At 69.1% G+C, this 23,140-nt stretch carries 17 protein-coding genes; 13 read left to right on the forward strand and 4 right to left on the reverse strand.

What is annotated here, in order from left to right:
- The first annotated feature begins 28 nt into the window (after nt 1–28).
- From ACIBG5_RS42810 to ACIBG5_RS42820, 3 genes are all read left to right on the forward strand, one after another.
- The gene (locus tag ACIBG5_RS42810; RefSeq protein ID WP_396397846.1) at nt 29–994 is read left to right on the forward strand and encodes a glycosyltransferase family 2 protein; all 966 of its coding nucleotides are present in this window, start codon (nt 29–31) and stop codon (nt 992–994) included.
- On the forward strand, nt 991–3,204 hold the full coding sequence (locus tag ACIBG5_RS42815; protein ID WP_396397847.1) for a hypothetical protein: 2,214 nt from the start codon (nt 991–993) through the stop codon (nt 3,202–3,204). The genes ACIBG5_RS42810 and ACIBG5_RS42815 overlap by 4 nt, the downstream gene beginning before the upstream one ends.
- A 264-nt stretch (nt 3,205–3,468) precedes the next feature.
- Nucleotides 3,469–9,102, forward strand: coding sequence for an Ig-like domain-containing protein (locus ACIBG5_RS42820; RefSeq protein WP_396397848.1), 5,634 nt, complete (start codon nt 3,469–3,471; stop codon nt 9,100–9,102).
- Nucleotides 9,103–9,192: 90 nt separating this feature from the next.
- On the opposite strand, the gene ACIBG5_RS42825 is transcribed toward ACIBG5_RS42820, so the two are convergent.
- Genes ACIBG5_RS42825 through ACIBG5_RS42835 form a run of 3 tightly spaced genes read right to left on the reverse strand, consistent with a single transcriptional unit; the run spans nt 9,193 to nt 11,219 of the window.
- On the reverse strand, nt 9,193–9,711 hold the full coding sequence (locus tag ACIBG5_RS42825; RefSeq protein WP_396397849.1) for a GNAT family N-acetyltransferase: 519 nt from the start codon (nt 9,709–9,711) through the stop codon (nt 9,193–9,195).
- A gap of 33 nt (nt 9,712–9,744) precedes the next feature.
- On the reverse strand, nt 9,745–10,668 hold the full coding sequence (locus ACIBG5_RS42830) for an RNA polymerase sigma-70 factor (RefSeq protein WP_396397850.1): 924 nt from the start codon (nt 10,666–10,668) through the stop codon (nt 9,745–9,747).
- On the reverse strand, nt 10,665–11,219 hold the full coding sequence (locus tag ACIBG5_RS42835; protein WP_360444135.1) for a carboxymuconolactone decarboxylase family protein: 555 nt from the start codon (nt 11,217–11,219) through the stop codon (nt 10,665–10,667). The genes ACIBG5_RS42830 and ACIBG5_RS42835 overlap by 4 nt, the downstream gene beginning before the upstream one ends.
- A 145-nt stretch (nt 11,220–11,364) precedes the next feature.
- Between ACIBG5_RS42835 and argC the strand changes: the two genes are divergently transcribed.
- Genes argC through ACIBG5_RS42875 form a run of 8 tightly spaced genes read left to right on the forward strand, consistent with a single transcriptional unit; the run spans nt 11,365 to nt 19,254 of the window.
- Nucleotides 11,365–12,396, forward strand: a complete 1,032-nt coding sequence (gene argC / locus ACIBG5_RS42840; RefSeq protein WP_396397851.1) for an N-acetyl-gamma-glutamyl-phosphate reductase — start codon at nt 11,365–11,367, stop codon at nt 12,394–12,396.
- Complete coding sequence (argJ, locus tag ACIBG5_RS42845; RefSeq protein ID WP_396397852.1) at nt 12,393–13,595, forward strand: bifunctional glutamate N-acetyltransferase/amino-acid acetyltransferase ArgJ; 1,203 nt, start codon at nt 12,393–12,395, stop codon at nt 13,593–13,595. The genes argC and argJ overlap by 4 nt, the downstream gene beginning before the upstream one ends.
- Entirely contained in the window at nt 13,592–14,473 is an 882-nt protein-coding gene (gene argB, locus ACIBG5_RS42850) for an acetylglutamate kinase (protein WP_396397853.1), read from the forward strand. Before argJ ends, argB begins: the two co-directional genes overlap by 4 nt.
- A complete protein-coding gene (locus ACIBG5_RS42855; protein WP_360444123.1) occupies nt 14,470–15,672 on the forward strand; it encodes an acetylornithine transaminase in 1,203 nt (400 codons plus the stop codon). The genes argB and ACIBG5_RS42855 overlap by 4 nt, the downstream gene beginning before the upstream one ends.
- Nucleotides 15,669–16,604 (forward strand): ornithine carbamoyltransferase, encoded by a 936-nt coding sequence (argF, locus tag ACIBG5_RS42860; protein ID WP_396397854.1) that lies wholly within the window; start codon nt 15,669–15,671, stop codon nt 16,602–16,604. The genes ACIBG5_RS42855 and argF overlap by 4 nt, the downstream gene beginning before the upstream one ends.
- Nucleotides 16,601–17,110, forward strand: coding sequence for an arginine repressor (locus ACIBG5_RS42865; RefSeq protein WP_396397855.1), 510 nt, complete (start codon nt 16,601–16,603; stop codon nt 17,108–17,110). Before argF ends, ACIBG5_RS42865 begins: the two co-directional genes overlap by 4 nt.
- 11 nt (nt 17,111–17,121) lie before the next feature.
- Nucleotides 17,122–18,537, forward strand: a complete 1,416-nt coding sequence (argH, locus tag ACIBG5_RS42870; RefSeq protein WP_396397856.1) for an argininosuccinate lyase — start codon at nt 17,122–17,124, stop codon at nt 18,535–18,537.
- Nucleotides 18,538–18,576: 39 nt separating this feature from the next.
- Nucleotides 18,577–19,254, forward strand: coding sequence for a DNA-3-methyladenine glycosylase (locus ACIBG5_RS42875; RefSeq protein ID WP_396397857.1), 678 nt, complete (start codon nt 18,577–18,579; stop codon nt 19,252–19,254).
- Here ACIBG5_RS42875 and ACIBG5_RS42880 read toward each other — a convergent pair.
- Nucleotides 19,251–20,210, reverse strand: coding sequence for an LLM class flavin-dependent oxidoreductase (locus tag ACIBG5_RS42880; protein ID WP_396397858.1), 960 nt, complete (start codon nt 20,208–20,210; stop codon nt 19,251–19,253). The genes ACIBG5_RS42875 and ACIBG5_RS42880 overlap by 4 nt on opposite strands.
- Nucleotides 20,211–20,332: 122 nt before the next feature.
- On the opposite strand from ACIBG5_RS42880, the gene ACIBG5_RS42885 reads away from it, so the two are divergent.
- Both ACIBG5_RS42885 and tyrS read left to right on the forward strand, forming a co-directional pair.
- Complete coding sequence (locus tag ACIBG5_RS42885; protein ID WP_396397859.1) at nt 20,333–21,370, forward strand: App1 family protein; 1,038 nt, start codon at nt 20,333–20,335, stop codon at nt 21,368–21,370.
- 59 nt (nt 21,371–21,429) lie between these two features.
- A complete protein-coding gene (tyrS, locus tag ACIBG5_RS42890) occupies nt 21,430–22,734 on the forward strand; it encodes a tyrosine--tRNA ligase (RefSeq protein WP_396397860.1) in 1,305 nt (434 codons plus the stop codon).
- Nucleotides 22,735–23,140 lie beyond the last annotated feature (406 nt).

Here is a 23,140-nt window from a genome sequence, read left to right on the forward strand (position 1 = left end):
GCCGTTCGAACTGGAAGGTCTGCAGACCATGCGGGACCCTGAGCTCTCCGTCGTCGTACCGATGTACGACGAGGAAGAAGTGCTGCCGATTTTCTTCGAGCGGATGCACCCGCTGCTGGACGGACTCGGGATCAGCTACGAGCTGCTGGTCGTCGACGACGGCAGCCGGGACCGGACCGCCGCGCTCCTCCTCGAGGCAGCCAAGGACTGGCCGCAACTGCGCGTCGTACGGCTGCTCCGCAACAGCGGTCATCAGGCCGCGCAATCGGCCGGCTTCCGGCGCGCCCGCGGTCGGTACGTCGTCACGATCGACGCCGACCTGCAGGACCCGCCGGAGGTGATCCCCGAGTTCCTCGCCGCGGCGCGCGAGCAGGACGTCGACGTCGTGTACGGCGTTCGCTCGGACCGGTCGAGTGACTCGTGGCCGAAGCGGACGACGGCGCGGCTCTACTACCGGCTGATGTGCCGGCTGGTCGGCAAGGACATCCCGTTCGATGCGGCCGACTTCCGGCTGGTGTCGCGGCGGGTGGTCGACGCGGTGAACGCGCTGCCCGAGGACGGCCGCGTGTTCCGCCTGGTCATCCCGTGGCTCGGCTTCCCGAGCGCCGAGGTGCGCTATGTCCGCGCCGAGCGGGCCGCCGGGACGACGAAGTACAACCTGACCAAGATGCTCCGGCTCGCGTTCGACAGCGTGACCGCGTTCTCCGCGGCTCCGCTGCGGCTGGCGACCTGGCTCGGGCTGCTCGGTGGCCTGCTGTCGGTGATGTTCGTCGTCGGCTCGCTCGTCATCAAGCTCACCGGCCGCGGCATCCCCGGGTGGACGTCGACCGTGCTCGCGGTGAGCGTGATCGGCGCGGTCCAACTGCTCTGCCTCGGCCTGCTCGGCGAGTACGTCGCCCGTCTGTTCCAGTCCAGCCAGCGCCGGCCGCAGTTCCTCGTCGGCTACGACAGCCTCGAAGACCAAGGACATCAGGAACCGGTACACCACCGATGAAGCGGTCCCTCCCCTGGCTGCTGCCGTTCCTGGTCGCGGTCATCGGGCTGCTCTCGGTCGACGTCGGTCCAGGCCCCATCGTCAAGTACGCCGTCTACTTCGCGCTGGCGGTCGCGCTCCCGGGCACTCTCCTCCTGCGCGCGGCCTGGCGTAGTACAGGCAACTGGGCGGAGGACCTCGGCCTCGGCTCCGTCGTCGGTGCGACCTGGCAGCTGATCGGCTGGGCTCTGTTCACCGCACTCGGCTGGCAGCGCTGGCTCATCATCTGGCCCTTGCTGGTACTGATCGCCTTCGCCTCGGTACGACGCCTGCGCGAGTGCTGGCGTATCGCCGACCCGAAACCACTGCCGGTCGCGTGGACCTGGGCACTGGCCGTGTCGGCGACGGTCATGGTCGGCGCTACCACCGTCGGCGTGCTGGCGTACCACGCGATGCCGCCGGACGGGTCGGCGTACTACCCGGACCTGCTCTACCACCTGTCACTGGTGAACGAGTTGACCCGGTCGGTCCCGCCGGAGTTGCCGCAGGTGGTGGGGGAGCGGCTGGAGTACCACTGGTTCGCGGACGCCGACATGGCCGGGGCCGTGGACATTACCCGGCTGACGCCGATGATCGTGCTGTTCCGGTTGTGGCTGCTGCCGTGGCTGGTCGTCGTACTGCTCGTGTGCGCGACGCTGGCGCGGACCGTGAGTCGCACCTGGTGGACCGGCCTGCTCGCGGCCATCGCCCTGGCCGCGCCGCAGTTGTACTTGTTCTTCGACACGAGTGTGAATCTGGCGCCGCCGGTCAGCTTCCTGAGTCCCTCGCAGACGTTCGGACTGGTCGCCTGTGTGACCGCGGCGGTGTTGCTGATCGAGCTGTTGTTCAGGAACGCCGGGGGCTGGTTGTGGGTGGTCGTGATCGGCGTCGCGATCGTCGGCGGTGGGTCGAAGCCTACGGTGTTGCCGCTCCTGGTCGCGGGCGTCGGGCTGGCCGCGGTGTTCCTGCTCGTGACGACCCGGCGAGTGCCGCGGCGGATCATCGTCGCCGGTGTCGTGCTCGTGGCGGTCGCTGCCGGGACGTTGCTGACGGTTGCGGGGAGCACCAAAGGTTCGAGTCTGCAGTTCCTTGCGGTTCTGAAGTCGCTACCCGTCTACACGGCCGCGACCGGTGATACGACGCCACCCGGGGAGGGCGGTCTGATCCTGCCCGCGCTGGCGCATGGTGCGGTGATCGGGACGCTGACCTTGCTGCTCGCCGTACTGCTCACTCTTCAGGCGATGGCATGGGCCGGTTTCGGCGTCGCCGGCCGGCGGGATCCGGTCGCGTGGTTCCTACTGGGAGCGATGATCGCCGGCTGGGCGGGGTACCTCCTGATCGACCACCCGTCCGTGAGCGAGTCCTACTTCATCTACACGAGCGCGCCGTTCAGCCTCGCGGCAGCCGGCTGGTTCGCGGCCGTCAGTGTGCGTGCGGCCCAACGGCCGATCCCGGTGGCGGTCACGGCGTTCATCGTGTCGGTGGTCTGTGCTGGTCTGCTGGTGTGGGCGAGGGGTGTGCCGGCCGCCTCGCCGGGCCGTCAACTGTGGCTGAGCACGCGCGTGCTGCTCGTCGTACTCGCGTTGACGGTCGTGCTGCTGCTGGTGTGGCGACTGTTCTTCCGGCAGGCGGGTGGTGGGCTGCTCGTCGTACTGATGTTGCTGGCGATCTCGCCGATCAGTTCGTTCCTGCAGAGCGCGGCGCATGGGGACAGCGAGAAGTCGCAGACGCACCGGGCGCCTCACTGGTGGGTGTATCGGGACGAGGCGTCGGCGGCGTTGTGGCTCGAGAAGAACTCCGCGCCGACCGATGTCGTTGCCACGAACACCTGGTGTCGTCCGGCCGGACCGCAGACGCCTGGGTGTGATGCCCGCGGTTATCTGGTCAGTGGGATCGCTGGTCGCCGGACCGTGATGGAGGGCTGGGCGTACACGAACCAGGCGATGGCCGAGCAGGGCGTCGGCGGCCGCCGGTACACCGAACAGCTGTCGCCCTGGCCCGAGCGAGTCACGCTCACCACCGAGGCCCTCGCCACGCCGACACCGGACCGCCTCCGTCGGCTCCGCGACGAGTACGACGTCCGCTGGCTGTACGTCGACGCCCGCGACGGGACCGTGTCCACCGAGCTCGACCGGCTGGCCACGTTGCGACACAGCATCGGCAAGGTCCGGATCTACGACCTCGGAGAGTGATTAGCCCGTAACATTGGGCCAGCGTAGGCCGTTACCTCTACGCTGGCCCGCCCGCCCCGCGGCCGAAGCATGCGGAAACGTGATTGCTCGGGAGGGCTGCACATGCGGGCGACGCGACCGGGCGCATCCATTCTGTTGGTGTTGGGCCTGCTCGCCCTGCCGTGCGTGGACGCAACCGCCTATGAGGTGCCTTCGGCGCCTTTCGTGCAGGGGGACTCGGCGACCGCGGTGATGCCTGGGTCGGGACTCAAGCAGACAATCACCGTGACTGGCCAGACGGAGTTGGTGGATGCGACGACGGCGGGCGTGCGGGGGACCGGGCCGACCACGTACGCGCCGCCGATAGCGCGCACGACCCCGGCTGAGGATCTCGTGGTGAAGACCGGGACCTGCGCGTCCACCGGAGGTTGTGGCGACCGCGGCACGGTGACGATCGCGTTCTCGCAGCCGGTACGCAACCTGGTGCTCCATCTGGCCGGGATCGGCGGCGCGGTCACGCAGACCGTGAGCGACAAACCCGCCGCACAATCCGAGCTGCACTCGGTGCTCAAGCTCACCACCGCCGGCCTCAGCCTCACGAAGGTCGGCCAGGGCAACAATCTCGCCGTCACCAGCGACACGATCACCGCCGCGAACCATGACGCCGGACCGAACTGCAGCAACACCAAGACCGGCGCCGGCGGCCCCGACGCCACCGCAAGCGCCGCCTGCGGTTCCGTCCGGATCAACGGCGTCGCCACCAAGCTCAGCTTCGACGTGACCGCGATCTTCACCAAGCACCCGAAGCTCCCGGCGTTCAACACCCCGGCTTCCGGCGATGCGTTCTCCGTGCTCGCGTCCACCGGCGAGGACTTCGGCGACGCCCCCGAGTCGTACAGCGCTGCCTGGTCGGTGCTCAGCGACGTACACCTCGGCAAGGACGCAACCGAGGACAACGCGACCGTTGCCAACGGCACCACCGGTCCTCGGGCGCCGGATCAGGCTGACGACGGCGTCACGTTCAAGCCGCTCCGCACGAACGCGACGGCCTACTCCGCGACCGTCGCCCTCAGCGGCGCGTCCAAGTCGGGCCGGGTCTGCGCGTGGATCGACCTCGACCGCAACGGCTCCTTCCAACCCGCAGAGCGAGCATGTACCACCTTCGCCTCCGGTCAGAGCGCGGCCACCCTCAACTGGACCAAGCTCGCCCGTCCCAAGGCCGGAGCGTCGTACGCGCGGGTGCGCATCGGTTACAACGACCCGCAGGTGGAGAAACCGACCGGTGCCGCCGACGCCGGTGAGGTCGAGGACCACCCGATCACCATCGCGCCACCGCCTCCGCCGATCCTGCTCGACGACACCGCGGCGACCGAGTTCAACACCGGACGGATCGTCGATGTGCTCGGCAACGACAAGCCCGGCGACCCGGACGCACCGCTCAAGCCGGGCTCCCTCTGCCTCGTCGACGGCAACAAGTGCGTCGAGATGGTGAACGTCGTCGGCCAGGCCAAGTACGTCGCCAGGTCCGACGGCACGATCGACGTCGACCCGGTCCCGGGCTTCGTGGGCAAGGCCAAGCCGGTCACCTACCGGGTTGCCGACAGCAACGGCAGTACGGCGACCGCGACGCTGACCGTCACCGTCGCGCTGCCCGCCGGTCCGGTCGCCACGCCCGACACCGCGACCACCCCGCAGAACGTCAGCATCGCGCTGAAGCCCCTCGCCAACGACCACGCCGCCCCTGGCGTCACCCTCGTCGCCGGCTCCGTCGTACTCCGTGACCCGGCCGACGCGACGTTCAAGACGACGGTGGTCATCCCCGGAGAGGGTGAGTACGCCGTCAAGCCCAGCGGCGCCGTGGACTTCGTGCCGAAGCCGCAGTTCACCGGTGTCGGTACGTCGATCGGCTACCGCGTCACCGACACCACCAAGCAGACCGCCGAGTCCACGCTCGTCGTCACGGTCACCCCAGTCAATCCCACGGCCAACGGCGACTCCGTGTCCACGCCGTTCGACGCGGATGCCGTCGTACCGGTGCTCGACAACGACCTGCCCGGCTCTCCGGATGCACCGCTCGATCCCGCCAGCCTGCGACTCGTCGACCCGGTCAGCCACAAGCTCGTCGACCAGGTGACCATCGCGCGGCAGGCGACGTACTTGGTGGCCGACGGCAAGGTCACGTTCCGTCCGGTGCGCGCCTTCCACGGGGTTGGTACGGCGTTGACGTACCAGGTGCTGGACAAGAACGGCACCGCGGCGCGGGCGTCGCTGACGGTCTCGGTCGACGCACCCGGTCCGCCGGTCGCGAATCCGGACGCGGTCACGATCCTGCAGGGCGCGTCGGTACTCGTTCCCGTCCTGGACAACGACAAGCCTGGCCCGACCGGGTCGGCGCTGGTGCCGGGCAGCGTGCGGTTGATCGCGCCGACGCGCTCCGAGCCGAGGACGTCGGTCGTCGTCCCGGGCCAGGGTAAATACACTACGAAACCGGACGGCCGGATCCTGTTCGAGCCGGTCCGGACGTTCAGCGGCGCGGCGACGCCGGTGACCTACCAGGTTGCCGATGGCAACGGCGCGCTCGGAACGACGATCCTCGCGGTCCGGGTGACCAAGGTCCAGCCCGATGCCTCCGACGACACCGCGAGTACGGCGTACGACACCACTACCTCGGTCGCTGTGCTGGCGAATGACACCGCGGGCAACCCAGCGGTCCCGTTGGTCCCGAGCAGTGTCCGGCTGCTCGACCCGAAGACCCATCAGCCGAAGACGACGGTGGTCGTCGCCGGCGAGGCGACGTTCACGGTCGAGCCGGATGGGAGGATCGAGGTCGACCCGCTGCCCACGTACACCGGAGTCGCGAGGCCGATCACCTACCGCGTCTCGGACGTGAACGGCACGCTGGCCACCGCGACGCTCACCGTCACGATCGCGAAGCCGGCCGCACCGACCGCGAAGCCCGACACCGCAACCGGCAAGCAGAACATTCGGCTGAGCCTCGACCTGCTCGCGAACGACACCGCCGGACAGGGCACTGGCCTCGACCCGCTGAGTCTGGCCCTCCTCGATCCGGCCGACGGCTCACTCAAGAAGCTGGTGAAGATCCCTGGTCAGGCCGGCTACCAGGTCAATCCCGACGGCACCGTCACCGTGGATCCGCTGCCAGGCTTCACCGGTACGGCGACCACGCTGACCTATCGCGTCACGGACTGGTTCGGTCAGGCCACCAAGTCGACCATCACGGTGACGATCACTCCCGTCACTCCGATCGCGGCCGACGATGCGGCGACAACGCCGTACGATAAGACCGTCACGGTCAACGTGCTGGCGAACGACGAGCCGGGTGACGCGACCGCGCCGCTGGTTCCGGGGACTCTTCTGCTCACCGATCCGGCGGATGGCTCGTTGAAGGCGAAGGTCGCGATCCCGAACGAGGGTGTCTACACGGCGGCCGGGGGAGTGGTGACCTTCGATCCGGGCGCGACGTTCCGCGGACCGGGCACGCCGCTGACCTATCAAGTGGCCGATAGCAACGGAACCCCGGCGACCGCGAAGCTGTGGATCACCGCCGGTCTGCCACCGGTCGCCGTCGCCGACACCGCATCCACGCTGCAGGACGTCACCCTGACCGTGAACCTACTGTCCAACGACAGCCCGGGCAGTGACGCCAAGCTCGATCCGGCGTCGGTCGGCCTGCTGGACCCGGCTGCTCGGACGGCGGGGTACCTCAAGAAGGTCGCGGTCGCCAATCAGGGCACGTACACCGTGCAGCAGAGTGGGGCTGTGGTGTTCGACCCGCTGCCGGCCTTCCGCGGCAAGGCGCTGGCGATCAACTACCGGGTCGCTGACTCGAACGGGAACTTCTCCGCGTCGACGCTGACGATGACAGTCACCCCGATCTGGCCTGTCACCGTGGACGATTCGGGCATCACGCCGTACAACCACGCGATCACGGTCGACGTGCTGGCCAACGACAAGGCGGGCGACCCGTCCGCGCCGCTGGTTCGGACGAGCCTGGTGCTGAAGGACCCGGCCGGTGGGTATCGCAAGACCATCACCCAGCCTAGCGAGGGCAGCTACACCGCTGCGGATGATGGGTCGATCACGTTCACTCCGGTCAAGGACTACCAGGGGGTGACGACCCCGGCGACGTACCGCATCACCGACGACAACGGGTCGACCGCCGAGGGGCTGCTGTTCCTCACGGTCGGCATGGGGCCGGAGGCGGTCGCGGACACGGCAGCCACGAAGCAGAACGTGAAGATGACCGTCGATCCGCTGAGCAACGACAAGCCGGGTACGGCTGCTCAGCTGGAGAAGACCTCCGTCCAGGTGTACGACGCGAGCACGGGACGCTGGGGGCGGACGGCGACGATCGCCGGACAGGCCGCGTTCGCAGTGCATGCGGTGACCGGGAAGCTCACGGTTGATCCGGCGCCGGCGTACCGCGGTGTCGTCTCGATCGTCTACCGGGTCGCTGACACGAGCCGGAACTCGGCGACCGCGACCGTCGCCGTGACGGTGACGCCGGTGGTGCCCGTCGCGGCGGACGACAAGGCGTCGACTCCCTTCGAGACTGCCGTGACCGTCGCGGTGCTGGACAACGACAAGCCAGGCGACGCTTCGGCACCGCTCGCGGTCGCCGACGTGCGGTTGCTCGATCCGGCGACCGGCGATGCCGTGACCTTGCTGGAGGTGCCGGGGCAAGGTCTGTTCACTGTCCAGCCCTCGGGTGGGGTCCGGTTCGCGCCGGTGGATGGCTTCGCCGGTACGACGACGCCGGTCGGGTATCAGGTGGCCGACAGCAACGGCACGATCAGCGTGGCCGCCCTGACGATCGCGGTCCAGGCTCGGCCGGTGGCGACGCCTGATGCGGCGCGGACCAAGCAGCATGTGGCGGTGACGGTCGACCCGCTGGCGAACGACAAGCCGGGACCGGATGCGACCTTGGATCCGGCGACGTTGTTGTTGGTCGGTCCGGCCGGCGCGTTGGCCGACGATGTGACGGTCGCCGGGCAAGGTGAGTGGTCGGTTGCCAAGGGCAAGGTGACCTTCAGTCCGGTGGCGACGTTCACGGGTACGGCGCGGCCGGCGGCGTACGAGGTGAAGGACAGCAACCGGAACTCGGCGCGCGCGACGATCACGGTGACAGTGGTGCCGGTGCGTCCGGTCACCGTCGACGACAGCGCCCGGACCGGCTTCGGCCAGGCCGTCGTCATCCAGGTGCTCGGCAACGACAAGCCCGGTGACCCGTCCGCGCCCCTCGCGCCGGCCTCCGTCGTACTGCGTGATCCGGCGGACGGTAAGGACAAGAAGGCGGTGACCGTTCCGGACGAGGGTGGTTTCGTGGTGGCCGCGGACGGCACGATCACGTTCACCCCGGCGAAGGGCTTCATCGGTACGACGCGATCCGTCGCCTACTGGGTCACCGACGCGAACGGTACGTCGAACACGGCTCTGGTCGACGTCACCGTGGCAGCGCCGATCCTCGCGAAGGCAACTGCGGACATGGCCACCGGTACGCCGGGCAACCCGGTCGCGGTCAACCCACTGCTCAACGACGACGGCGCGTTCAACTCCAGCACGGTCTGCCTGCGCACCGGCTCGGCCACCTGCACGAAGCGGGTCACCGACGCATCCGGCACCTGGACCGTCGCTCCGGACGGCACCATCAGCCTCACGCCCGCAGCCGGCTTCACGGGAACCGCGAAGGTGTCGTACCAGCGCACCGACGCAACCGGTGCCGCAGTCACCGCCCCGGTCAAGGTCACCCTGGGAGCGCCACCCACGGCCGACCCTCAACCCCTCAACAACACCCAGCTCCCCGCCACCGGCGGCCCGCCGGCCATCCTCGTCACCCTGGGCACCCTCCTCACCGCCCTGGGCGCCACCCTCCTCGCCCTCGTCCGCTCCCGCCGCTAGCCCTTGGTGGGTACGCCGAGTCGTGGATTGTGGTTCAGTCATCGGCCGATTCGTGACCGATCGCCACGACTCGGTGGTTGGACACCTGGATCAGAGGTCCTGGACGAACATGATCTCGTCGCGGTACTCGCCGGGAGCGACCAGGATCGCGCGCGGATGCCGGCCGACGACGTGGTAGCCGAGCGGCTCGTAGAACTTCTCCAGGCCCAGGCCGTCGCGGATCGTCAGCTGGAGCTGCTCCAGACCGAGATCGACGGCCGAGCCGCGCAGCCCTTCCATCAACAGGCGGCCGGCACCGTTGCCCTGGTGCTGGGGATGGACCATCACGCGCAGCATCGTGCGCCAGTGCGGTTGGAGGGCGCTGCCCCGCGTCACCAGCAGCCCCATCCCGACGTACCGCTCCCCGTTGTGCAGGACGCCGAGCACGTCCAGGCCGGCCGCGACCCGGCCGAGCGCGTCGTCCAGCGTCTCCGCCACCTGTTCGACCGGCGCCGGCGCAGTGAAGCCGACCGCGCCACCGGCGTCCGTGGCCGTGATCCAGGTGTCCAGCAGATCCGCCCGCAGCGCCGGGTCCAGAGCCTCGTCCGGCTCGACCTCCACGTACTTCACTCCACCTCCAGATGCGACTCAGTTGCAGATACTCTACGACTGCGCATCGAGGGTGTGGCGGGGTGGGACCGCGGTGAGTTTGTCGGGGTTGCGGACCAGGTACATCTCGGTGATCAGGCCGTCGGTCATCTCGAAGAAGGCGACGGTGTCCGGCTCGTCGCCGTCGTAGGCGATGGCCGCGGTCTCGCCGTTCAGCGTCCCCATCCGGATCTCGAAGGTGGGGTTCTCCGCGATCACCGCGAACAGCCAGCGAACGATCTTCGCCGCGCCGTGGATCGGCCGGAGGGCCGCCTTCTTCTTGCCGCCGCCGTCGCTGATCAGGACCGCATCGGGCGCCAGCAGCGACACGACCTGCTCGAAATCGCCGGTCCCGGCGGCCGCCATGAACTGCACCGTCAGCTCGCTGTGCCGCGCCTTGTCGACGTGATGCCGCGGCCGCCGCGCTTGCACGTGTTCCCGGGCCCGGTGGGCGAGTTGCCGGACCGCGGTCTCCGACCGGCCGAGCGTGTCCGCGATCTCGTCGTACGGGAGATCGAACACCTCGCGCAGTACGAACGTGGCACGCTCGAGCGGCGAGAGTGTCTCGAGGACGACCAGCATCGCCATGCTGACCGAGTCCGCGAGCTCCACGACCGCTGCCGGATCCGCGTCGGGTGCCGCGAGCTCCGGCGACATCGGCTCGGGCAGCCAAGGCCCGACGTACTGCTCCCGCCGGGCCTTCTGCTCCCGCAGCCGGTTCAGCGCAAGCCGCGTGGTGATGCGGATCAGGTACGCCCGCGGGTCGCGGATGTCGCCGTGGTCGATCGCGGCCCACCGCAGCCAGGCCTCCTGGACCACGTCCTCCGCGTCGGTGACACTGCCCACGACCCGGTACGCCGCTCCCACCAGGACCGCCCGGTGTTCGTCGAACTCGCGAGCGAGTTCTTCGTCGGCGCGACCCGGCTGATCATCAGTCACGTGGCCGGCCTCAGCTCGCAGAACTCCTTGAAGCCCTGGCTGGTCAGGCCGAGTGCGGCGTTGCTGCGGGACCGGAAGTTCTCCAGTGAGACCAGTGCCGTGAGCTCGACCAGTTGCTCGTCGGTCAGGTCTTGGCGCAGGCGCTCGACCTGCTCGTCGGTGACCGTTGGCGGGGTCACCGTCATCGCCTCGGCGTACTCCATCACCGCGCGCTCCAGATCCGTGTAGACGTCGCTGTCCCGCCACCCTGGCACATCGCGCAGCTTCGCGGGGTCGACACCCTGGTGGTGGAACTCCCAGTAGCCGAAGTCCATGCACCAGCTGCAGCCGATCTGCGCCGACGGCATCATCACCGCGAGCGCCTTGAGTGTCGGGTCCAGCTTCTTCCATCGCGCGGCCGACCCCTCCAGCAGCATCGTCGACACCAGCACCCGCCGGTTGTGCAGCGCCACCTTCGCCGGATCCGGCACCTTGCGGTACATCCTCCGGCTGCTCCACTCGACCATCCGCACGAACCACGTCTTGCGATGCTCCAGCTCGATCCGGGCCATCCCGTCCTCCCTCAGGTCGTCGTCCCCCTTCCGGACACGCGGGACCCACCCGGCCGTGACATGGCGTGTGTCACAGGCCAGGATGGACAGGGCGGCGCACCGGGATCGGTTGGATATTTTTCCAAGGCATGGCATACTCATTCACATGAGCGTGAAGGTGGCGGTCGCCGGTGCCAGTGGGTATGCAGGAGGTGAGCTGCTCCGGTTGCTGAGCGGGCACCCCGAGGTGGAGATCGGAGCCCTCACCGCCGGAGGAAACGCCGGTACGGCGCTCGGCGCGCACCACCCCCAGCTCGTGCCTCTGGCCGGGCGCACCCTGGTCGAGACCACGGCGGAGACGCTGGCCGGTCACGACGTGGCGTTCCTGGCCCTGCCGCACGGACAGTCCGCCGGAATCGCCGAGCAACTCGGCGAGGACGTCACCGTGATCGACTGCGGCGCGGACTTCCGGCTGACCGAGGCCGAGGCGTGGGTCGAGTTCTACGGCGGTGAGCACGCCGGCTCGTGGCCGTACGGACTGCCGGAGCTCCCCGGTCAACGGGACAAGCTCCGCGGGTCGAACCGGGTCGCCGTACCGGGGTGTTACCCCACCGTCTCCACCCTCGCGCTGCTCCCCGCCGTACAGCAGGGCCTCGTCGATCCCGGCCAGCTGGTGGTGGTCGCGGTCAGCGGGACCTCCGGCGCGGGCAAGGCGCCGAAGCCGCATCTGCTCGGCGCCGAGGTGATGGGCTCCGCCTCCGCGTACGGCGTCGGCGGCGTCCACCGGCACACCCCGGAGATCGAGCAGAACCTCACGCCGTACGCCGAGCAGCCGGTGAGTGTCTCGTTCACCCCCGTGCTCGTGCCGATGTCGCGGGGCATCCTCGCCACCTGCAGCGCGCCGGTTGCCGACGGCACCGATCTCGCGACGCTGCGGCAGGCCTACGAGGATGCCTACCGCAACGAGCCCTTCGTGCACCTGCTCCCCGAGGGGCAATGGCCGCAGACGCAGGCCACTCTCGGTGCCAACACCGTGCAGCTGCAGGTCACGCTCGACCAGCGCACCGGCCGCGCCGTGATCGTGGCCGCGATGGACAACCTCACCAAGGGCACTGCCGGCGGCGCCGTGCAGTGCATGAACCTGGCCACCGGACTCGACGAGACCCTGGCCCTTCCTCTCATCGGAGTTGCACCGTGACGCTTGCTGTCACCCCGTCCACCCAAGTCGATCGGAGCGCCGGGGTCACCGCGCCGGCCGGCTTCCGTGCGGCCGGGGTGATCGCGGGGATCAAACCGGCCGGCACGCCCGACCTCACCGTCGTGGTCAACGACGGACCGTACGACGTCGCCGCCGGTGTCTTCACCACCAACAAGGTGAAGGCGGCGCCGGTGCTCTGGTCCCAGCAGGTGCTCACCGCCGGTAAGTTGAAAGCCGTCGTGCTGAACTCCGGGGGCGCCAACGCCTGCACCGGACCGGAGGGCTTCCAGGACACCCACCGGACGGCGGAGAAGCTGGCCGAGGTGCTCGGGGTCGGAGCGGCCGAGATCGGGGTCTGCTCGACCGGCCTGATCGGCGAGCGGCTGCCGATGTCGTCGCTCATCCCAGGTATCGACATGGCTGTGGCCGCCCTTGGCGATGGGCCGGAGCACAGTCTGGCGGCGGCGACGGCGGTCATGACGACCGACAACGTGCCGAAGCAGGCCGTGCTGAAACACTCGGACGGTTGGAGCATCGGCGGGTTCGCGAAGGGCGCCGGCATGTGCGCGCCGAACATGGCGACCATGCTCAGCGTGATCACGACCGACGCCGTACTCGATCAGCCGCACCTCGACCACGCGCTGCGGAACGCGGTCGGCAAGACCTTCAACCGGCTCGACGTCGACGGGGGAACGTCGACCAACGACACGGTGTTGCTGCTGAGCTCGGGCGCGTCCGGAGTCACCGTCACGCCGGAGGCCTTCGAGGCCGCGCTGACAACGCTCGCCGCCGACCTGGTGAAGCAGTTGCAGGCCGACGCGGAGGGCGTCACCAAGCACGTCAGCATCACCGTGCGGAACGCCGCCACCGAGGCCGAGGCGCTGGCCGCCGCCAAGCTCGTTGCCGAGGACAATCTCTGCAAGACCGCCTTCTTCGCCTCCGACCCGAACTGGGGCCGGATCGCGATGGCGGTCGGCAACGCACCGACCGCGTTCGACCCTTCGTTGCTCGACATCACGCTGAACGGCGCGCCGATCTGCGTTGCCGGCGGCAAGGGCGTCGACCGTTCCGAAGCGGACCTGAGCGGCTTGGAGATCGACGTAGTGATCGACCTGCACGCCGGCCCAGCCTCTGCCACGGTGCTCACCACCGACCTGTCCCACGCGTACGTCGAAGAGAACTCGGCGTACTCCTCATGAGCACCAGTCACGCGGATGCGGTGGAGAAGGCTGCGGTGCTGACCGAGGCGTTGCCCTGGCTGAAGCAGTTCCACGGCAAGACGGTGGTCGTGAAGTACGGCGGCAACGCGATGGTCGACGACAAGTTGAAGCGGGCCTTCGCGGAGGACATCGTCTTCCTCCGGTACGCCGGGGTCCGGGTCGTCGTCGTCCACGGCGGCGGGCCGCAGATCAGCGACATGCTCAGCCGGCTCGGCATCGACAGCGAGTTCCGCGGCGGGCTGCGGGTCACCACGCCCGAGGCGATGGACGTTGTCGGCATGGTCCTGGTCGGCAAGGTCGGCCGGGAGCTGGTCGGGCTGCTCAACGCGCACGGCCCGTTCGCGGTCGGCATGTCCGGTGAGGACGCCGGCCTGTTCACCGCGGAACGTCGTAGCGCGCTGGTCGACGGCGAGTCGGTCGACATCGGACTGGTCGGCGACGTGGTCCACGTCCGGCCGGAGGCGGTGATCGACCTGATCGACGCCGGCCGGATCCCGGTGGTGTCGACGATCGCGCCCGACGAGGACGGCCAGGCGCACAACGTCAACGCCGACACCGCGGCGGCCGCGCTGGCCTCCGCGCTCGGAGCCGAGAAGCTCGTCGTGCTGACCGACGTGGCCGGGTTGTACCGGAACTGGCCGGACAGCGACGAGATCATCACCCAGATCGACACCACCGAACTGGCCGAGCTGCTGCCCAGGCTCGCCTCCGGGATGGTGCCCAAGATGGAGGCCTGCCTGCGCGCGGTCGAGTCGGGCGTCTCCCGGGCGACCGTGATCGACGGGCGGGTGCCGCACTCGCTGCTACTGGAAATCTTCACCGACGCCGGAAGTGGGACCCAGGTGATTCCGTCATGACCGAACTGCTCACTGTCGACGGCACCCAGGCGGCGCTCACCGAGCGCTACACGGGCGCGCTGATGAACACGTTCGGCGCGCCGAAGCGCGTGCTGGTGCGGGGCGAAGGCGCCTACCTGTGGGACGCCGACGGCAACAAGTACCTCGACCTGCTCGGTGGGCTCGCGGTGAACTGCCTCGGCCACGCGCACCCGTTCGTGGTGTCCGCGGTGACGTCGCAGCTCGCGACCCTCGGCCATGTCTCGAACTTCTTCGCCTCCGCGCCGCAGATCGCGCTGGCCGAGAAGTTGCTCGGTCTGTTCGATGCTCCGGGCAAGGTGTTCTTCACCAACTCGGGCACCGAGGCGAACGAGGCGGCGTTCAAGATCACCCGGCGGACCGGCCGGACCAAGATCGTCTCCACCGTCGGCGCGTTCCACGGACGGTCGATGGGCGCGCTCGCGGTGACGTGGAAACCGGCGTACCGCGAGGCGTTCGCGCCGCTGCCCGGAGACGTGGAGTTCGTCCCGTACGGCGATGCCGACGCGTTGGCGGCAGCGGTCGACGACGAGACGGCGGCTGTCATCCTGGAGCCGATCCAGGGCGAGAACGGCGTCGTCGTACCGCCGCCGGGGTACCTGCGGGCGGCGCGGCGGATCACCTCCGAGCACCGCGCGCTGCTGTGGATCGACGAGATCCAGACCGGGATCGGCCGGACCGGGACCTGGTTCGCGTACGAGACCGAGGGGATCACGCCGGACCTCGTGACGGTGGCCAAGGGCCTCGGCGCGGGGATCCCGATCGGTGCCTGCATCGGGCTGGGTGCCGCGGCGGAGCTGCTGCAGCCGGGCAACCACGGGACGACGTTCGGCGGCAACCCGGTCGCCGCGATCGCCGGCCTGGCGGTGCTGACCGTGATCGAGCGGGACGGGCTGCTGGCGCAGGTGAATGCTGTCGGCAACCACCTTGCCTCGTCGATCATCGCGCTCGACCACCCGCTGATCGCCGACGTGCGCGGCCGCGGGATGCTGCTGGCGATCGAGCTGACCCGGCCCGTGTCGGACCAGGTGGCCGCGCTGGCGCTGGAGGCCGGGTTCGTGATCAACAACCCGATTCCGAACGCGTTGCGGCTGGCGCCGCCGTACATCCTGAGCAAGGCTGATGCCGACAGTTTCGTTGCGGCCCTGCCCGGGCTGCTCGACCACGTGGAGGCGGCATGACTGTCCGGCATTTTCTCCGCGACGACGACCTGAGCCCGGTCGAGCAGGACGAGGTCCTGACGCTCGGGCAGCAGCTGTCCCAGGACCGCTACGGACACCAGCCGCTGGCCGGGCCGAAGACGGTCGCGGTGATCTTCGACAAGACGTCGACCCGCACCCGGATCTCGTTCGCGGTCGGGATCCCCGAACTGGGCGGCGTACCGCTGATCATCGACGCGCAGACCTCGCAGATGGGGCGCGGCGAGCCGATCGCCGACACCGCGAAGGTGCTGGACCGGCAGGTCGCGGCGATCGTCTGGCGCACGTCCGGGCAGAGCCGGATCGAGGAGATGGCGTCGGCGTCCCGGGTGCCGGTGATCAACGCACTCACCGACGAGTTCCACCCGTGCCAGATCCTCGCCGACCTGCTCACCGTGCGGCAGCACAAGGGCAGGATGGCCGGGCTGAAGCTCGTGTACCTCGGTGACGGCGCGAACAACATGTCGCACTCGTACCTGCTGGGTGGCGCGACGGCCGGGATGCACGTGGTGGTGGGTTCACCGGCGGAGTACCAGCCGGACCCGGCCATCCTGGCTCGCGCCGCGGAGATCGCCGCCGAGACTGGTGGCTCGGTCGCCTGGACCGCGGATCCCTACGCGGCCGTCGATGGTGCCGATGTGGTTGCCACCGACACCTGGGTCTCGATGGGGCAGGAGGCGGAGGCGGGCGCGCGGGAGGCGCCGTTCGTCCCGTACGCCGTGACCGAGCAGCTCATGTCGAAGGCTGCCGCCGATGCGATCGTGCTGCACTGCTTGCCGGCGTACCGGGGCAAGGAGATCGAGGCGGCCGTGATCGACGGACCACAGTCGGTCGTCTGGGACGAGGCCGAGAACCGGCTGCACGCCCAGAAGGCGCTGCTGTCCTGGCTGCTCGCGAGGAGTTTCGGCGCATGAGCATCGCCGTACCGACAACGAAGGCGGCGCGCCAGCAGCGCATCGTCGATCTGCTCGGCCGGCAGCCGGTGCGATCGCAGACCGAGCTCGCCGACCTGCTCGCCGCGTCCGGACTCGTCGTCGGCCAGGCCACGCTGTCCCGCGACCTGGTCGAGATCGGTGCGGTCAAGGTCCGCGACTCGTCCGGCCAACTCGTGTACGCCGTACCAGGCGAGGGCGGCGACCGTACGCCGCGAGCCGGTGAGGCCGCCGCTTTCGAATCGCGCCTGGCCAGAGTCGCGTCCGAAGTCCTGGTGTCGGCCGAAGGCAGCGCGAACCTGGTCATCCTCCGCACCCCGCCGGGCGCGGCCCAGTACTTCGCGCGGGCCATCGACCACGTCGGCCTCGACGACGTACTCGGCACCATCGCCGGTGACGACACCGTGATGGTCGTGTCCCGCAACCCCACCGGCGGCCCCGCCCTCGCCACCCGCTTCCTGTCCCTGGCAGCCCGCGAACCCAAGTAAGGAACTGTGAGTTGAGTACCGGAGAAGGTGTGGCCCTGTGGGGTGCACGGTTCGCGGGAGGGCCGGCGGATGCGCTGGCAGCGCTGAGCAAGTCGACGCAGTTCGACTGGCGACTCGCGCCGTACGACATCGCCGGGTCGAAGGCGCACGCCAAGGTGCTGCACCGGGCCGGGCTGCTGACCGACGAGGATCTGTCGGCGATGCTGGCCGGTCTGGACGGGCTGCTCGAGGACGTGCTGACCGGGAAGTTCCTACCGGCTGAGGACGACGAGGACGTGCACACGGCGCTCGAGCGCGGTCTGCTCGATCGGCTGGGAGCAGAGTTGGGCGGGCGGCTGCGCGCCGGCCGGTCGCGGAACGACCAGGTCGCCACGCTGTTCAAGAGCTACCTGCGCGAGCACGGCCGCGTCATCAGCCGGCTGCTGCTGGAGCAGGTGAACACGCTCGCCGAGCAGGCCGAGAAGCACCTCGGCGTCGCCATGCCGGGCCGGACCCACCTGCAGCACGCGCAGCCGGTCCTGCTCTCGCATCACCTGCTCGCGCACGCCTGGCCGCTCATCCGTGACCTCGACCGGATCGCCGACTGGGACGCTCGCGTCGCGGCCGACTCGCCGTACGGATCGGGTGCGCTGGCGGGGAGTTCGCTGGGCCTCGACCCGCAGTTCGTCGCTGTCGAGCTCGGCTTCACCGACTCGTCGGCGAACTCGATCGACGGGACCGCCGCACGCGACTTCGTGGCCGAGTTCGCGTTCGTCACCGCGCAGATCGGCGTCGACCTGTCCCGGCAGGCCGAGGAGGTGATCATCTGGGCGACGAAGGAGTTCGGTTTCGTCGAGTTGGACGACGCGTTCTCGACCGGGTCGAGCATCATGCCGCAGAAGAAGAACCCGGACATCGCCGAACTCGCGCGGGGCAAGGCGGGCCGGCTGATCGGCAACCTGAGCGGCCTGCTCGCGACGCTGAAGGCGCAGCCGCTCGCCTACAACCGCGATCTGCAGGAGGACAAGGAGCCGGTCTTCGACTCCATCGACACGCTGGAGGTGCTGCTGCCGGCGTTCACCGGGATGATCCGGACGCTGCGCTTCAACGCCGAGCGACTGGAGGAGCTGGCGCCACAGGGCTTCTCGCTCGCGACCGACATCGCGGAGTGGCTGGTCCGGCAGAAGATCCCGTTCCGGGTCGCTCACGAGCTGGCCGGCGCGTGCGTGCAGGAGTGCGAGAAGCGCGGGATCGAGCTGTGGGACCTGACCGACGAGGACCTTGCCGCGATCTCGCCGTACCTCACGCCGGAGGTCCGCTCGGTGCTGACTGTCGAGGGCTCGCTGGCCTCCCGCAACACCCGCGGTGGCACGGCGCAGGAACGCGTCGTCGAACAACTCGCGGAGCTTCGAGCCCGGGTCACGGCTCACAGCACCCGCCTCGGGTGAAGGCAGTTTCTGTCGGCCCGTTCGCTTAGGGTGCTGCGCATGCCCGTACGCCGCTCGCTGCTCGCGGATCCCGTCCTCGAAGTGGCCCCGAAGCTCCTCGGCATGGTCCTGCGCAGTACCTCCGACGAAGGCACGGTGGCAGTCCGCCTCACCGAGGTCGAGGCGTACGACGGGCCGAACGATCCCGGCTCGCACGCGTACCGGGGTCAGACCGCGCGCAACGCGGTGATGTTCGGCCCGCCGGGCTTCCTGTACGTCTACTTCACCTACGGCATGCACTTCTGCATGAATGTCAGCGTCGGCCCGGACGGTCAGCCGTCGGCCGTCCTGCTGCGGGCCGGCGAGATCGTCGAGGGCATCGAGCTGGCCCGTGTACGTCGCGGGCCGCTGGAAACCCAACAGGTGAAGTTCAACCAATCCGGCGTGCGGCAGGGGCCTGTCGTCAAGCGTCCGAAGGTGAACCCGGACCGCGACCTGGCGCGCGGGCCGGCGCGGCTGTGCGTTGCCCTCGGCATCGGCCGGGACCACAACGGCGTCGACCTGCTGGCCAAGGGCTCGAGTGTGCAACTGCTGCCCGGTCCCGGTTTCGACGGCGAGCCGTCCACCGGTCCTCGGGTCGGTCTCCGGGAAGCTGCCGACCGCAACTGGCGGTTCTGGATCCCCGGTGACCCGACGGTCTCGCCGTACCGGCCGCACGTGCCGAAGCGTCGGGCCTAGCGACTCGCCAGCTCCAGCACGTGGTCGAGTTGGGGGAGTCCGTGCTCGACCTCGGGGTCCGGGAACAGACCGATGTGGTGCACCCCAGCCGCCTCGAGCGCCTGGATGTGCGTGGCCGCGTCGTCCAGCGTCCCGATCGCGCCGATCTCGGTCCACCAGTCGGTCGGCATCCCCACGAGACCTTCGGCGCCTGACTCGTCGTACAACTTCTTCATGTCGGCGAAGAACGGCAGCGCGGTCACCCCAGGGTGGTTGTCGTTGATCCGCCACCCCAGCCACGGCGCCGTCCACTCGTAAGCCACCTTCCGGTCGCTGCGGATGCACATGGCGCTGAACACCGCGACCACGAAGCCCTCCGGCGATCCGGCGTACTCGACCGACTGCCGCACGTACGGCGGAGTGGCCGGCTCGGCGAGGACGATGCCGCCACCGACGCGGCCGGCCAACGCCATCGACTTCGGTCCCATCACGCCGAGCAGGATCGGCGGCGGCTCGACCGGAGGCGCGTCCAGCTTCACGTCGTCGAGGTACACCGCCTTGCCCTGGAAGCTCACGTTCTCACCGGCGAGGAGCCTGGTGACCGTAGTCGTCACCTCTTCGAGCGTGGTGAGCGGCGACTTCGGGCGGACGCCCATCTGCCCCATCCACTCCTGCACGCCATGGCCGATGCCAGGCAGGAAGCGGCCCGGGCCGAGGGCCTCCAGCGTGGCGAACTCCATCGCGGTGACAGCCGCCGTACGCGCCACCGCCGGCACGATGCCGAGGCCGACCGTGAGGCGCTCGGTCGACGTCAGCGCGGCCGAGACGAGAGACGGTCCGGCCGTGTAGAAGCAGTCCTCGATGATCCACAGTTCATCCGCGCCGCCGGAGTCCAGGCGGCGGGCCACGTCGGTCACCAGGGCGGCAGGAAACGTCCGCGGGAAGCACATCCCGACAGCGGCTGAGGTCTGTGTCATGCGAAGACCTTAGGAGGCTGCTCCGACAGTTCTCCAGAGGCTTCCCGAGCAGTTTGGTAAAGGTCGTCCCGCGCCGCCGGGAGAGCAGGCGTAGGGGACCTTGGTCCGGGTAGGTTCGGAGTATGGCCCGTCCGCACTACGCGTCCCGTCTCGAGGACTGGTTCAACATCGGGGTGCAAGCGGTGCTGCGGCGGCGCGGTTGGCGGGAGCGGATCATTCCGCACGTCGGCTACGGCACCTCCGAGTTCGTCCGGGTGCTGGCCCGGGTCGTCTTCGGTCGCGACCCGCGCAACCAGCCGCGGTACGACGAAGACCAGGTGATGCGGGGCTGGCGCGTCTTCGTCACCGCGCCGGCGACCAAGGTGGCAGTGACCGTCACAGTCGGCGGGCAGACGTTCGACGCCGTCACGGACCGGGGCGGATTCGTCGACCTGACCGTGCCGGTGGTGCTGCCGCCGGGATGGCACGAGATCGACCTCGGCGTGCACGGCGACCGGCAAGCGCGGGCGCGGGTGTTCGTGCCCGACCCGGACGCCACCTTCGGACTGGTCAGCGACATCGACGACACGGTGATGCTGACCATGCTGCCGCGTCCGATGATCGCGGCCTGGAACACGTTCGTCCGGGACGAGCAGGCGCGGCGCGTCGTACCGGGCATGGCCCAGCTGTACGACGAGCTGCTCGCGGACCACCCGGGTGCGCCGATCTTCTACCTGTCCACCGGTGCCTGGAACACGGCTCCAACGCTGACGCGCTTCCTGGCCCGGCACGGGTACCCGGTAGGCCCGCTGCTGCTGACGGACTGGGGGCCGACCAACACCGGATGGTTCCGCAGCGGGCAGGAGCACAAGCGGACCGCCCTGCGCCGGCTGGCCAAGGAGTTCCCGAACGTCCGCTGGGTCCTTGTCGGCGACGACGGCCAGCACGACCCTCGGCTGTACGGCGACTTCGCGCAGACGCACCCGGATCACGTCCGGGCGATCGGCATCCGTCAGCTCACGCCTGCTGAGCAGGTGCTGTCACACGGTCTGCCCGTCCCCAACCCGGACCCGGGTGCCCACGACCCACAACGCCCGACAGCCGCCACAGTCCATGGCCCCGACGGACATGCGCTCCGTCCGCAACTCCGCAGCGTCCTCACCCGCCCGGAACCCACCTGACCCCGGCACCCCGTCGTACAGGACACTTGTAGCTGACCGTCGTACTCGAGGAGAGACAAGTGACCGACAGCGGGACCGAACGCCGTACCCAGGTGCTGGACGACCTGGAGACTCGCGGCCTGATCGCGCACTCCACCGATCCCGACGCCCTCCGGGCGGCTATGGCGAGCGGACCGATCACCTCCTATGTCGGCTTCGACCCGACGGCACCCAGCCTGCACATGGGCAACCTGCTGCAGCTCCTGACGCTGCGCCGCCTCCAGCTCGCCGGCCACAACCCGATCGGCCTCGTCGGTGGCGCCACCGGCCTGATCGGGGACCCGAAGGAGAGCTCCGAGCGGGTACTGAATCCGAAGGACGTCGTCCACCAGTGGGTCGAGAAGGTCCGCGTCCAGGTGGAGAAGTTCGTCGACTTCGACACCGCGTTGGCGAACCCGGCCCGGATCGTCAACAACTACGACTGGACCAAGGACCTCAACACCCTCGACTTTCTCCGCGACATCGGCAAGCACTTCCCGGTGAACCGGATGCTCGGCCGTGAGGTGGTGAAGGCCCGGCTGGAGCAGGGGATCAGCTATACCGAGTTCAGCTACGTGCTGCTGCAGTCGCTGGACTACCTGGAGCTCTTCCGGCGCTACGGCTGCACGCTGCAGACCGGGGGGAGCGACCAGTGGGGGAACCTGACCGCTGGTGTGGAGCTGATCCGCCGTACTGAGTCGGGCAAGGCGCACGCACTGGCCACGCCACTGGTGACGAAGGCCGACGGGACGAAGTTCGGGAAGACGGAGTCCGGCAGTGTGTGGCTGGACCGGGAGCTCACCTCGCCGTACGCGTTCTACCAATTCTGGTTCAACGCCGACGATCGCGATGTGATGCAGCTGGTGCGCTTCTACACGTTCCGTACGGCGGAGGAGATCGCAGCGCTCGAGCAGGCGACAGAGGAACGCCCACAGGCGCGCGAGGCCCAACGGCTACTCGCAGAGGACGTCACCACGCTCGTGCACGGGGAGGACGAGACCAGGCGAGTGCAGGAGGCGTCCAAGGCGCTCTTCGGTCAGGGCGAGCTCGCGTCTCTGGACGGCTCCACACTGGTCGCCGCACTCCGCGAAGCACCTCACGTCGAACTCGGCGCCGGCGAACCAATGCCGACGTACGCCGATCTGCTCGTGAAGTCCGGCCTGGTCGCCAGCAAGTCCGCGGCCCGACGGACAGTGGCCGAGGGCGGCGGGTACCTGAACAACGAGAAGGTGAAGGATGCCGAGTACGTGCCGGGGACGGATGACCTGCTGCCGGGTGGCGTGCTGGTGCTGCGGCGCGGGAAGCGTTCGTTTGCAGGCGTTCTGGCGTCCGCGGCGCAGGGCTGAGGTGGCCGGCTCCACTCCCACATCTGGGTTGCCGAGAGCAAATTACAGCCGTGTGATTCAGCCCACCGGGAACCGATTTGACCGGCTACCTGCGAGCCACGTAATGTTCTTCTTGTTGGAGCGAGGCGCGGGACGCGAAAGCGGCCGGTCGCTCCGAACCCCCCAAGGCTAGCTGAGCCGAACCGTGTCGTCTGACCCGGGGCGGTAGCTTGGATGCGGGTGGAAGGTCAGAAAAATTGGGTCTTGACCCGGTGGTTCTGATCCGGTAAAGTAGTTCAGGTTGCCCCGGGGTCCTGGCTGAGAAGCCCGGACGCGGTGTGCGCCCGATTTTTGAGAACTCAACAGCGTGCCGAAAGTCAATGCCGAAAGATGCATTATCCCCGTTCATGGGCTTCGGATGATTTTT

It is taken from the genome of Kribbella sp. NPDC050241, from assembly GCF_044459685.1.
GTDB lineage: Bacteria > Actinomycetota > Actinomycetes > Propionibacteriales > Kribbellaceae > Kribbella.